Origin of the sequence: Cupriavidus lacunae, assembly GCF_003353055.1 — a bacterium.
Lineage (GTDB): Bacteria > Pseudomonadota > Gammaproteobacteria > Burkholderiales > Burkholderiaceae > Cupriavidus > Cupriavidus lacunae.
In genome coordinates, this window is record NZ_QKWJ01000137.1 from 1 (window position 1) to 12,242 (window position 12,242).

The following is a 12,242-nucleotide window of genomic DNA, read 5'->3' on the forward strand; positions in this document are numbered from 1 at the left end:
AACGGTCGTATCCTGTCCTTGAAGGGCTGTGTCAGGGGCATTCATTTGCAGGCTCCTTTCGTAAAACGGGTTAGCAACTATCGTTTTACTTCAGGGGGCTTACCAGCCCTTCATAGTATCTAGCATTCCACGATATTCACCGCCAGCCCGCCGCGAGCCGTTTCCTTGTACTTGGTCTTCATGTCGGCGCCGGTTTCGCGCATGGTCTTGATCACCGAGTCGAGCGATACGTAGTGCGTGCCGTCGCCGCGCAGCGCCATGCGCGCGGCGTTGACCGCCTTGACCGAGGCCATCGCGTTGCGCTCGATGCACGGGATCTGCACCAGACCGCCGACCGGGTCGCAGGTGAGGCCCAGGTTGTGCTCCATGCCGATCTCGGCGGCATTCTCCACCTGCGCCGGGCTGCCGCCCTGCACCGCGGCCAGCGCTCCGGCGGCCATCGAGCACGCCACGCCGACCTCGCCCTGGCAGCCGACTTCTGCGCCGGAGATCGACGCATTGAGCTTGTACAGCAGCCCGATCGCGCCCGCGGTCAGCAGGAAGTCGACCACGCCCTGCGCGTTCGCTCCCGGCACGAAGCGGTCGTAGTAGTGCAGCACCGCCGGGATGATGCCGGCAGCGCCATTGGTCGGCGCGGTGACCACGCGCCCGCCGGCGGCATTTTCTTCATTGACGGCGATGGCGTACAGGTTGACCCAGTCCATCACCGAGAGCGGGTCGGACAGCGTGCGCTCGGCGCGCTCGGTCAGGCTGCGGAACAGTTCGGGCGCGCGCCGCTTGACCTTGAACGGCCCCGGCAGTTCGCCGTCGGTACGGCAGCCGCGCGCGACGCACGCTTGCATCACGTCCCAGATATGCAGCAGGCCACTGGTGACTTCCGCCTCGCTGCGCCAGGTCAGCTCGTTTTCCATCATCAGCCGGGCGATGCTCTTGCCGCTGGCGGTGGCCATCTCCAGCATGTCCTTGCCACTGCGGAACGGGTGCGGCAGCTGCTGCGCGGCGTTGAGCACGTGCGTATTGGGTGCGCCCGCGGTGACGACAAAGCCGCCGCCGACCGACAGATAGCGCGCCTCGCGCAGCGACGCGCCGCTGGCGTCGAAGGCGTGGAACTTCATGCCGTTCGGATGCTCGGCCATGGCCTCGCGCCGGTAGAAGGCAATGTGCTCCTTCTCGACGAAGGGCACGATATGCCGGCCCAGCAGCGCCAGCTCACGGCTGGCGCGCAGCGCGGCCATGCGCGTGTCGATCGAATCGGGATCGATGGTATCGGGCGCCTCGCCCATCAGTCCGAGGATCACGCCCTTGTCAGTGCCGTGGCCCTTGCCGGTGGCGCCCAGCGACCCGTACAACTCCGCGCGCACGCTGGCCACCTGCGGCAGCAGGCCGTCGCGCTCCAGCCCCTGCGCAAACATCAGGGCCGCGCGCATCGGGCCCACGGTATGCGAGCTCGACGGGCCGATGCCCACTTTGAACAGATCGAAAACGCTGACTGCCACGGAAGGCCTCCAGGGTAGCGCCGGGCCAAGCCGGCGGGCGCCGCCTTGTGCGGCGCCCTGAGTAGAGCATAGTCTCTGGCCGGGGTACCGGCTTAGTCGACCACGTAGTCGCTGACCGGCACGCAGGCGCAGAACAGGTTGCGGTCACCGTACACGTTGTCGGCACGGCCGACCGGCGGCCAGTACTTCTGCGTGCGCAGCGACGCCACCGGGTAGGCGGCTTCCTCGCGCGTGTAGTGGCGGGTCCACTCGTTGGCGGTGACCACCGCGGCGGTGTGGGGCGCGTGCTTGAGCGGGTTGTCGTCGCGGTCGAAGGTGCCGTCGGCGACGCGGCCGATTTCCTGGCGGATCGCGATCATCGCGTCGACAAAGCGGTCCAGCTCATGCAGGGCTTCGCTCTCGGTCGGCTCGATCATCAGCGTGCCCGGCACCGGGAAGCTCATGGTCGGGGCGTGGAAGCCGTAGTCCATCAGGCGCTTGGCCACGTCCTCATTGCTGATGCCGGTGTCCTTCTGCAGCGGGCGCAGGTCCAGGATGCACTCGTGCGCGACCAGGTCGTGCTGGCCCGTGTACAACACCGGGTAGTACGGCGCCAGGCGCTTGGCCACGTAGTTGGCCGCCAGGATCGCGTTCTCGGTGGCGGCGGTCAGGCCGGCCGAACCCATCATCGCGATATACATCCACGAGATCGGCAGGATGCTGGCCGAGCCGAACGGCGCCGCCGACACGCCGCCGATGCCGCGCTCGTCGCGGCGGTAGCCCACGCTGTCCTGGTTGGGCAGGAAGTCCGCCAGGTGCGCGCCGACCGCGACCGGGCCCACGCCCGGGCCGCCGCCGCCGTGCGGGATGCAGAAGGTCTTGTGCAGGTTCAGGTGCGACACGTCGCCGCCGAACTGGCCCGGCGCGGCGGTGCCGACCATGGCGTTCATGTTGGCGCCGTCCACGTAGACCTGGCCGCCGTGCTGATGCACGATCTCGCAGATCTGCTGCACGCCCTGCTCGAACACGCCGTGCGTGGACGGGTAGGTGATCATGATCGCCGCCAGGTTCTTACTGTGCTGCTCGGCCTTCTTCGCCAGGTCCTGCAGGTCGACGTTGCCGTTCTCGTCGCAGGCCACCACCACCACCTTCATGCCGGCCATCTGCGCCGACGCCGGATTGGTGCCGTGCGCCGACGACGGGATCAGGCAGATGTCGCGATGGCTCTCGCCGCGGCTGGCATGGTACGCATGGATGATCAAGAGGCCCGCGTACTCGCCCTGCGAGCCGGCGTTGGGCTGCAGGCTGACCGCGGCGTAGCCGGTGGCGGCGCACAGCATGGCCTCGAGCTGGTCGATCATCTCGCGGTAGCCCACGGTCTGGTCCAGCGGCGCGAACGGGTGGATCTGGCTGAATTCGGGCCAGGTCACCGGGATCATCTCGCTGGTGGCGTTCAGCTTCATCGTGCACGAGCCCAGCGGGATCATGGTGCGGTCCAGCGCCAGGTCCTTGTCGGCCAGCATGCGCAGGTAGCGCAGCATTTCGTGCTCGGCGTGGTGGGTGTTGAAGACCGGGTGGGTCAGGTACTCGCTGGTGCGCGCCAGCGCCGGCGGGAACGCGTCCTGCGTAGCGGCTTCGAGCTTGTCGAAGTCCACCTCGGCGGGCAGCGGCTTGCCTTGCATGAAGACTTCCCACAGCGCGACCACATCGGCGCGGCAAGCGGTCTCATCCAGCGAGATGCCGACGCGCGTGGCGCTGATATGGCGCAGGTTGATGCCGCGCGCGGTGGCCGCTGCATGGATGGCATCGGTATTGAAGCCGGTTTCCAGCGTCAGCGTGTCGAAGAAGCTGGCGTTGGTGCGCGCGAAGCCCAGCGCCTGCAGGCCGGCGGCCAGCGTCACGGTCAGGCGATGCACGCGCTGCGCGATGCGCTTCAGGCCCTGCGGGCCGTGGTAGACGGCATACATCGAGGCCATCACGGCCAGCAGCACCTGCGCGGTACAGATATTCGAGGTCGCTTTCTCGCGGCGGATATGCTGCTCGCGGGTCTGCAGCGCCAGGCGATAGGCCTTGTTGCCTTGCGCATCGATGGTCACGCCCACCAGGCGGCCCGGCATCGAACGCTTGAAGGCGTCCTTCACTGCCATATAGCCGGCGTGCGGTCCGCCAAAGCCCAGCGGCACGCCGAAGCGCTGCGAGTTGCCCACGGCCACGTCGGCACCCCATTCGCCCGGCGCGGCGATCAGCGTCAGCGCCAGCAGGTCGGCGGCAGCCACCACCAGGCCGCCGGCGGCGTGCACGGCGTCGGCGATGGCGCGGTAGTCATTGACGTCACCGTTCACGCCCGGGTATTGCAGCAGCACGCCGAAGGCGTTGGCCGCGGCGGCTTCGGCGGCGGGGCCGACCTTCACTTCGATGCCCAGCGGCAGCGCGCGCGTGCGTACCACTTCCAGCGTCTGCAGCAGCACGTCGTCGGCTACGTAGAAGGTGTTCGAGTCGTGCTTGTTCACGCGCTGCAGCAGCGTCATGGCTTCGGCCGCCGCGGTGCCTTCGTCCAGCATCGACGCGTTGGCGATGTCCAGCCCGGTCAGGTCGGTGACCATCTGCTGGAAGTTCAGCATCGCTTCCAGGCGGCCTTGCGAGATTTCCGGCTGGTAGGGCGTGTAGGCGGTGTACCAGGCAGGGTTCTCGAAGATATTGCGCAGGATGACGCCGGGCGTGACGGTGTTGTAGTAGCCCTGGCCGATAAAGCTCTTGAGGACCTTGTTCTTGCCTGCCAGCCCGCGCAGCTTCGCCAGCGCGGCTTCTTCGCTCAGCGGCTCGGTGAACTCGCCCATCGGCATGCCGTCGCGGCGGCGGATGGCGGCGGGGATGACGGCATCGATCAGCGCGGCGCGGCTGTCATAGCCGAGCACCTTCAGCATGTGCTGCTGTTCGGGGGTATCGGGGCCGATATGGCGGGCGGCGAAGGCGTCGCGCGCCTCCAGTTCGGCCAGCGTGGGCCGGTTCACTTGGGCGGCGTTCATGGGAAGCGGGGCGTTCATGGGCAAGAACCTCGTGGGGGGCGCGCCGGCCGGTGGTCAGCCGGGGCGGCGCGCGTCAGTCTGCAGTGGCCGGTCCGCCAGTCCACACGTAGGCGGCAGGGACCGGCGCCGCCGGCGTCAGGCGCCGACGCTGGCCTTGTAGGCGTCGGCCGACATCAGGCCGTTGACATCGTCGCCGTTGGCCGGCTTGAGCTTGAACAGCCACGCGTCGAAGGCGTTGGCGTTGACGCTTTCCGGCGCGGCCGTGGCGGCCTCGTTGACGGCGATCACTTCGCCGGCCACCGGGGCGTAGATGTCGGAAGCGGCCTTCACCGATTCCACCACCGCCAGCGCGTCGCCGGCACCGACCGACTTGCCCACTTCGGGCAGTTCCAGGAAGACGATGTCGCCCAGCGCATCCTGCGCGTGGTCGGTGATGCCGATGGTGAGCGTGCCGTCGGTTTCGACGCGTACCCACTCATGCGACTCGGTGTACTTGAGGTCAGCGGGGAAATTCATGAAGGTTCTCCGGATACAGATCTGTTTCTTGTTGGGTGATGCCTGCCCGGCAAGCGCCGGCAGGCGAGGGCGACCGTTGGCATGAGCCTCAGCTCACGAGTGCCTTGCCATTACGCACAAACGGCAGTTTAACCACAGTCGCGTTGAGTTTGCGGTCGCGGATCTCCACCTGCACGGTATCGCCCACGGCGACCTCCTTCGGCAGGCGCGCAAAGGCGATCGACTGGGACAGCGAGGGGCTGAAGGTGCCGCTGGTGATTTCACCGTCACCGGCCGGGGTGATCACTTTCTGGTGGGCGCGCAGGACGCCGCCTTTGTCACGCAGGATCAGGCCGAGGAACTGCTGGCGCGAACCGGCCGCGGCCAGCGCCGCCTTGCCGGTGAAGTCGCGCTCGCTCTGCAGGTCCACGGTCCAGGCCAGGCCCGCGTCCAGCGGCGAGGTATTGATATCCATGTCCTGGCCGTACAGGTTCATGCCGGCCTCCAGGCGCAGCGTGTCGCGCGCGCCCAGGCCGGCCGGGCGCACGCCGGCGGCGTTCAGCTTTTCCCAGACAGCGGCGACGCTCTCGGCCGGCACCACCAGTTCGAAGCCGTCTTCGCCGGTGTAGCCAGTGCGCGCCACCATGATCTCGCCGATGTCCGGGTCCTGGACCACGGCGGCATTGAACGGCTTGAGCGCGTCGGAGGGCTGGGTCGAGGGGAAGGTGCTCCACACCTTGGCGCGGGCGTTGGGGCCCTGCACGGCGACGATGGCCAGCGGCTGCACGCCTGCGGGTGCAGCGTCTTCACGGCGCGGGGTGATGGTCACGCCACTGCCGGTGGCTGCGTTGCGCGCACGGATCCATTCGATATCGCCCTGCGCGGTGCTGGCGTTGACGACCAGGCGGAAGCGGTCCTCGGCAAAGAAGTAGACGATCAGGTCGTCGATCACGCCGCCTTTCTCGTCCAGCATGCACGCGTAGAGCGCCTTGCCCGGCGTCTGCAGCTTGTCGACATTGTTGGCCAGCAGGCCGCGCAGGAAGCCGCGGGTATTGGCGCCGGCGAGGTCGACCACGCACATGTGCGACACGTCGAACATGCCGGCGTCGGTGCGCACGGCGTTGTGTTCTTCGATCTGGGAGCCATAGTTGACCGGCATGTCCCAGCCGCCGAAGTCGACCATGCGGGCGCCGAGGGCGCGGTGGATAGCGTTGAGGGGCGTGGCCTGGAGCGTCATGGAATCCTCGGGGGCAATCTCGGTTTGCGAAAACGAAAAAGGGCCATCCGCCGCAACGTTCGCTATGCCCGTGGCGTAGCGATCCGCTGCGGCGGATGACCCCTCTGTCCTCGATACCTGAGAGATTACAAGGCGGATCCTGGCGGACCCTGTCCTCGTGCGCCCCTTCGGTGGGCACGCTCGCCACGAATGGCGGGTGCCGCTCTCCAGAGTGCGGCATGCATCGTGTGCATATTGCATGCCGATCCGACCAGTCCGTGGTGCCTGAGAGTTTTCGGGTGATACCCCTTCGGCGGCGCAGTCGATGCGCGCTCTCCCGGTCGGATGCGCGCAATGTACGGGAGGCCCCGGCCTTTGTCAAACCGGCCCGGGCGGTCTCGCCCATGGCCTGCTCATCCGGCTGCAGCCGTCCCTGCGGCTGATGCCGGCGCGGTCTTCTTACTTGTGCTTCTTGTCGTCGGTGACGACGTTACCGATCACGCCACCCACAGCCGCGCCACCCAGTGCACCCAGCGCGCTGTCGGTGAGGATGGCGCCACCCACGGCACCCGCGCCTGCACCGATCGCGGTATTGCGCTGTTTCGGGGTCATGTCCGCACAACCGGCGAAGGCAGCGACCGTCACGCCGATCAGGGTCACCTTGGTCAAAGTCTGCAGGGTTTTCATTATTGGCTCCGATGTGATGATATGTGCATGTCCGCACGACCGCGGCGGCCAGCGGGACACATTAGTTAGAGCTCTGCGTTGCGCGATCGGCTCCGGCCTTTACGAAGTGTTACGCCAGTGACACAAGCCACCGCGTCAACGCGGTTTGCGCTGACTGACCTGCCGCGGCCAGCGTGTTAACATCAACAGCTTTGCCGCCGTTCCCGTTTCAGTGGTGCCGGCGTTTCCCGCCTGGCCTTCCTGCCGTTTCTGCTGATTTCCCTGCTTCCTACCGCATCCCACGCATGACCCATGGCCTGAATTCCGCCCAATCTGAAGCCGTCCGCTACCTGGACGGCCCTTGCCTGGTCCTGGCCGGGGCGGGCTCGGGCAAGACCCGGGTGATCACGCAGAAGATCGCGCATCTGATCGAGGACAAGGGCTTCGAGCCGCGCCATATCGCCGCCGTCACCTTTACCAACAAGGCCGCCAAGGAGATGCAGGAGCGCATCGGCAAGCTGATGGAGGGCAAGACCTCGCGCGAGGGCAAGCGCATCCCGCTCAAGCAGCTGACGGTCTGTACCTTCCACTCGCTCGGGGTGCAGATCCTGCGCATGGAGGCCGAACACGTGGGCCTGAAACCGCAGTTCTCGATCATGGATTCGGACGACTGCTTCGGCCTGATCCAGGAGCAGCTTGGCACCACCGACAAGAAACTGATCCGCGGCGTGCAGGGCACGATCTCGCTGTGGAAGAACGGCATGGTCGATCCTGAAGCGGCGATCGCCCAGGCCGCCAATGCCGACGAGCACCAGGCCGCGCTGGTCTACCGCAACTACGTGGCCACGCTGCACGCCTACCAGGCGGTGGATTTCGACGACCTGATCCGCCTGCCTGCCGAGCTGTTCGCGCGCAATGAAGCGGTCCAGCTCAAGTGGCAGAACCGCCTGCGCTATTTCCTGGTCGACGAATACCAGGACACCAACGCCTGCCAGTACCAGTTGCTGAAACTGCTGGCGGGCGGTTCGCACCTGCGCGCGCCGGCCTTTACCGCGGTCGGCGACGACGACCAGGCCATCTACGGCTGGCGCGGCGCCACGCTGGACAACCTGCGCGGGCTGCAGACCGACTTCCCGGACCTGAAGGTGATCAAGCTGGAGCAGAACTACCGCTCCACCGTGCGCATCCTGGAGGCGGCCAACGCTGTCATCGCCAATAACCCCAAGCTGTTCGACAAGAAGCTGTGGAGCGAGCACGGCATGGGCGACCCCATTGCCATCCACCCGATGAACGACGAGGAGCACGAGGCCGAGTCGGTGGTGTTCCGCTTGTCGGCGCACAAGTTCGAGCGGCGCGCGCAGTTCCGCGACTACGCCATCCTGTATCGCGGCAACCACCAGGCGCGGCTCTTTGAGCAGATCCTGCGGCGCGAGCGCATTCCCTATGTGCTGTCGGGCGGCCAGAGCTTCTTCGACAAGGCCGAGATCAAGGACATCTGCGCCTACCTGCGCCTGATTGCCAACCCCGACGACGATCCCGCCTTTATCCGCGCCATCACCACGCCGCGCCGGGGTGTGGGCAATACCACGCTGGAGGCGCTGGGCACGTTTGCGGGCCAGGCCAAGGTGTCGCTGTTCGAGGCGGCGATGATGGGCGGCATCGAAGGCAAGCTGCAGCCGCGCCAGCTGGAGCCGCTGCGCGTGTTCTGCGAATCGATGGTGCGCCTCGCCGACCGCGCGGCCAAAGATCCGGCCACGGTGGTGCTCGACGACCTGATGGCAGGCATCCACTACGAGGCCTACCTGTACGACAGTTTCGACGAACGGCAGGCGCAGTCGCGCTGGACCAATACCCTGGAATTCCTCGACTGGCTCAAGCGCAAGGGCACCAAGCCTGAGGGCGCGGAAGGCGCCGAGGGCGAGGAAGCCACCGGCTTCGACAATGCCGACGGCTTCGGCAGCGAAGGCAAGAACCTGCTGGAACTAACCCAGACCGTGGCGCTGATGAGCATGCTCGAAGGCCGCGAGGAAGATCCCGACGCGGTGCGCCTGTCCACGCTGCATGCGTCCAAGGGGCTGGAGTACCCGCACGTATTCCTGGTGGGCGTGGAAGAGGGCATCCTGCCCCACTGCCGCGAGGACGAGGACATGAGCGACGAGAAGATCGAGGAAGAGCGGCGGCTGATGTATGTCGGCATCACCCGCGCCCAGCGCAGCCTGCATGTCAGCTGGTGCAAGAAGCGCAAGCGCGCGCGGGATACCTACTCGTGCCAGCCGTCGCGTTTTATCGGCGAGATGAAGCTGGAAGAGGCGCCCGCGCCGGTGGACGAGACCCCGGCGATGAGCCCCAAGGACCGGCTCGGCGCGCTCAAGGCGCTGCTGGGCACCGGCGGCAAGACCGCCGCCGGCTGAGGCAGGCGCGTCAGCGCGCGCCCGATACCGCCAGCGTGACGTACTGCGAGCCGCGCTGGCCGTGGGTGAAGTCGAGCGTGAAGTCACCCACGTCGACACGCCCCTGCAGCGCGCGCCGCAGTTCCGCCGGGCCGCTCCCGCGCGCGCCCGGCAGTGCCCGCGCCAGCCACGCGGCGCCGATATAGCCGGCCAGCGTCGCCGCCGACGGCGGTTCGTCCAGGTACTGCTTCATGCGCGCCACGTGCTCCTTCACTACCCGCAAGGTGGCCTGCTGCGGCCCCGGCGCGACCTGGGTCAGCACCATGCCGCCGTTGTAGCCGCTGCCCAGGATCTCGCGCGCTGCGGTGGCGCTCACCGACGACAGGCCGACCAGGAAGCCGTACCACCCCTGCGCGGCCAGCGCCCGGCCCAGGCCGGCATAGGCGAGGGTGTCGCCGGCCACGATCACCGCGCCCGGACGGGTGGCGGCGATGCGCCAGGCGGCGGCCTCGCCATTGCCCTCCAGGGGCACCGCGCGCGTGCCGGTCTGCGCCTCCAGCCGGGCCAGCGAGGGGGCCGCGAAGTCCGGCGCCAGTGCCAGCGCAATGCTCGTCAGCCCATAGCTGCGCAGCTGTTGCACCGCCGCGTCCAGTTCAGTCTGGTAGTCGGCACGGGTGAACCAGACGTTGTCGGCCGCCAGCGCCAGCCCCGACCAGGGCGCCACGATCTGCACGCCGCGCCGCGCGAGTTCTGTCGATGACGCCAGCGCCGGCAGCAGCCGGTCGCCCGGGCCGAACAGCAGCTCGGCATGTTCGCTATCGGCCAGCGACACCGCCTGCGCCAGCGCGCGGCGCGGATCGGGGTCGGCATCGCGCACCACGTGCAGGATGCGCACCGGGCCGTTGGCGGCATTGACGGCGTCGAACATGACCTTGGCCCCGGCCAGGTAGTCGCGCGCCAGGTCGGCCTGGGCGCCGGTGCGGTCGAGCAGGTGTCCGACCACCACCGTGCGGCGCGCCTGCGCCAGGGCCGGCCAGCCGGGGAGGGTCAGTGCCATGCCGGCGGCGGCAAGCAAGCGGCGCCGTTGCCGGGCCGGTCCTGGCAGTTGGGCGCGCAGCGATAGGTACGGCGCAGAGAAGGAAGTCTGGTCGGAAGTTGGCATCGCAGTGGCAGGGATGAATGGCGCGCGGGCCGCGGTGGCGCGCAGCTTATCCGCCACACATGACACCAATGTGACGTCCGCGAACGCGCTGTTCCGGCGTGGCGGGCAGCATCAATGTCCGCGCTTGACGGCGGTCAACGCGCCAGCGCCAGCGCGGTCCTACGATGGGGCGTTACACACCCGTTCCCCTGCGCCCCCATGACTGCGTCCGCGATGACTTTCCCTGCGCCCGACCGCCGCGCCCTGTCCGACTTCCGTGCGCTGGCCGGGCGCATCGACGGCAACGGCCCGCGCTACACCTCGTACCCGACCGCCGACCGCTTCCGCAACGACCCCGACCTGTCGCTGTACCACGACGCGCTGGCCGACAGCCGCGCCGACGTGCCGGCACCGCTGTCGCTGTACCTGCATATCCCGTTCTGCGAGAACATCTGCTACTACTGCGGCTGCAACAAGATCATCACGCGCGACCACGGCCGCAGCGCCCGCTACGTCAGCTACCTGGGCCGCGAGATGGCACTGGTGGCCGACCGGCTCGGCACGCGCCGCGAGGTGATCCAGTCGCACTGGGGCGGCGGCACGCCCACCTTCCTCGACCCCGATGAAATGCGCCGCGTGATGGCGCTGCTGAACGAGCATTTCGCGCTGACAGCCGACGGCGAGCACTCGATCGAGATCGACCCGCGCCGCGTCGACCATGCCCGCATGGCGCTGCTGGCCGAGCTCGGCTTCAACCGCGTCAGCCTGGGCGTGCAGGATTTCGATGCCGAGGTCCAGCAGGCCATCCACCGCATCCAGCCCTTCGACGAGACCCGCGCCGTGGTCGACGCCGCGCGCGCGCTGGGCTTCCGCTCGGTCAGCCTGGACCTGATCTACGGCCTGCCGCACCAGACCGCGGCACGCTTTGGCCGCACCATCGGGCAGGTGCTGGCGCTGCGCCCCGACCGGCTCTCGGTCTACAGCTACGCCCACCTGCCTCACGTGTTCAAGCCGCAGCGCCGCATCGACGAAAATGCCTTGCCGCCGGCCGGCGAAAAGCTCGACATCCTGGTGTCCACGATCGAGCGGCTGACCGCCGAGGGCTACGTCTATATCGGCATGGACCATTTCGCGCTGCCCGGCGACGACCTCGCCGTGGCCCAGCGCGAAGGCCGCCTGCAGCGCAATTTCCAAGGCTATTCGACGCACGCCGGCTACGACCAGGTCGGGCTCGGCATCTCGGCGATCGGCGCGATCGCCGGGCGCTACGTGCAGAACGCACGCACGCTCGACGACTACTACGGCGCGCTCGACCAAGGCCGCCTGCCGCTGGCGCGCGGCGTGGCGATGAACACCGACGACCACCTGCGGCGCGAGATCATCGGCGACCTGATGTGCAACGGTATACTCGATCTGCCCGCGATCGAGGCGCGCCACGGCATCGATTTCAGCCGGGCGTTCTCGGCGGAACTGGCCGATCTGGGCCGCTTGTCCGAGGATGGGCTGGTGCAGTGCGAACCCGGCCGCATCACGGTGACGCCGCTGGGCCGGCTCCTGGTGCGGCGCGTAGCGATGGTGTTCGACCGCTACCTGCGCGAGGATGCCGCCCGCCGCGCGGACAACGGCGCCCAGGCCGCCAACGATGGCGCGCAGCCGATCCGCATCGTGCCGCGCTACTCGCGCGTGGTGTAACGCCCGCGCAGTCGGCAGGGAATCGGGATAGGGGCAGGCCTCGCGGCCCGACCCCTCCCACACCACCGTGCGTACGGGTCCGTACACGGCGGTTCGGATCGGTTGATCGACTACGGACACAAGGATGGAAGACCGAGAGAC

The 12,242-nt window shown here is 67.9% G+C and carries 8 protein-coding genes and 2 riboswitches; of the genes, 2 read left to right on the forward strand and 6 right to left on the reverse strand.

Going from position 1 to position 12,242, the window contains the following annotated elements; genetic code table 11:
• Positions 1-119 precede the first annotated feature (119 nt).
• The 5 genes from DN412_RS40545 to DN412_RS40565 form a co-directional block, all read right to left on the reverse strand.
• Positions 120-1,496 carry an L-serine ammonia-lyase gene (locus tag DN412_RS40545; RefSeq protein WP_115216667.1) on the reverse strand — a complete coding sequence of 459 codons (1,377 nt, stop codon included), beginning with the start codon at positions 1,494-1,496 and terminating at the stop codon, positions 120-122.
• 92 nt (positions 1,497-1,588) lie between these two features.
• A complete protein-coding gene (gene gcvP / locus DN412_RS40550; protein WP_115216668.1) occupies positions 1,589-4,519 on the reverse strand; it encodes an aminomethyl-transferring glycine dehydrogenase in 2,931 nt (976 codons plus the stop codon).
• 117 nt (positions 4,520-4,636) lie between these two features.
• On the reverse strand, positions 4,637-5,017 hold the full coding sequence (gene gcvH / locus DN412_RS40555; protein ID WP_078198266.1) for a glycine cleavage system protein GcvH: 381 nt from the start codon (positions 5,015-5,017) through the stop codon (positions 4,637-4,639).
• An 88-nt stretch (positions 5,018-5,105) separates the two neighbouring features.
• Positions 5,106-6,233, reverse strand: a complete 1,128-nt coding sequence (gene gcvT, locus DN412_RS40560) for a glycine cleavage system aminomethyltransferase GcvT (protein WP_115216669.1) — start codon at positions 6,231-6,233, stop codon at positions 5,106-5,108.
• Positions 6,234-6,327: 94 nt separating this feature from the next.
• Positions 6,328-6,453, reverse strand: a riboswitch (glycine riboswitch).
• A gap of 21 nt (positions 6,454-6,474) precedes the next feature.
• Positions 6,475-6,562: riboswitch (glycine riboswitch) on the reverse strand.
• A gap of 109 nt (positions 6,563-6,671) precedes the next feature.
• Positions 6,672-6,899: a glycine zipper domain-containing protein gene (locus tag DN412_RS40565; RefSeq protein ID WP_115216670.1), complete on the reverse strand. Its 228-nt coding sequence runs from the start codon at positions 6,897-6,899 to the stop codon at positions 6,672-6,674.
• Positions 6,900-7,183: 284 nt separating this feature from the next.
• Between DN412_RS40565 and DN412_RS40570 the strand changes: the two genes are divergently transcribed.
• On the forward strand, positions 7,184-9,289 hold the full coding sequence (locus DN412_RS40570; protein ID WP_115216671.1) for a UvrD-helicase domain-containing protein: 2,106 nt from the start codon (positions 7,184-7,186) through the stop codon (positions 9,287-9,289).
• A gap of 10 nt (positions 9,290-9,299) precedes the next feature.
• Here the strand turns inward: DN412_RS40570 and DN412_RS40575 are convergent, their stop codons facing one another.
• Positions 9,300-10,430, reverse strand: a complete 1,131-nt coding sequence (locus DN412_RS40575) for an ABC transporter substrate-binding protein (RefSeq protein ID WP_115216673.1) — start codon at positions 10,428-10,430, stop codon at positions 9,300-9,302.
• A gap of 213 nt (positions 10,431-10,643) precedes the next feature.
• On the opposite strand from DN412_RS40575, the gene hemN reads away from it, so the two are divergent.
• Positions 10,644-12,101 (forward strand): oxygen-independent coproporphyrinogen III oxidase, encoded by a 1,458-nt coding sequence (gene hemN, locus DN412_RS40580; protein WP_425267489.1) that lies wholly within the window; start codon positions 10,644-10,646, stop codon positions 12,099-12,101.
• Positions 12,102-12,242: the final 141 nt, after the last annotated feature.

Coding starts and splice junctions, on each gene's coding strand:
- gcvP (WP_115216668.1), bottom strand. CDS start 4,519: ATGAACGCCCCGCTTCCCATGAACGCCGCCCAAGTGAACCGGCCCACG.
- gcvT (WP_115216669.1), bottom strand. CDS start 6,233: ATGACGCTCCAGGCCACGCCCCTCAACGCTATCCACCGCGCCCTCGGC.
- DN412_RS40565 (WP_115216670.1), bottom strand. CDS start 6,899: ATGAAAACCCTGCAGACTTTGACCAAGGTGACCCTGATCGGCGTGACG.
- gcvH (WP_078198266.1), bottom strand. CDS start 5,017: ATGAATTTCCCCGCTGACCTCAAGTACACCGAGTCGCATGAGTGGGTA.
- DN412_RS40570 (WP_115216671.1), top strand. CDS start 7,184: ATGACCCATGGCCTGAATTCCGCCCAATCTGAAGCCGTCCGCTACCTG.
- hemN (WP_425267489.1), top strand. CDS start 10,644: ATGACTTTCCCTGCGCCCGACCGCCGCGCCCTGTCCGACTTCCGTGCG.
- DN412_RS40575 (WP_115216673.1), bottom strand. CDS start 10,430: ATGCCAACTTCCGACCAGACTTCCTTCTCTGCGCCGTACCTATCGCTG.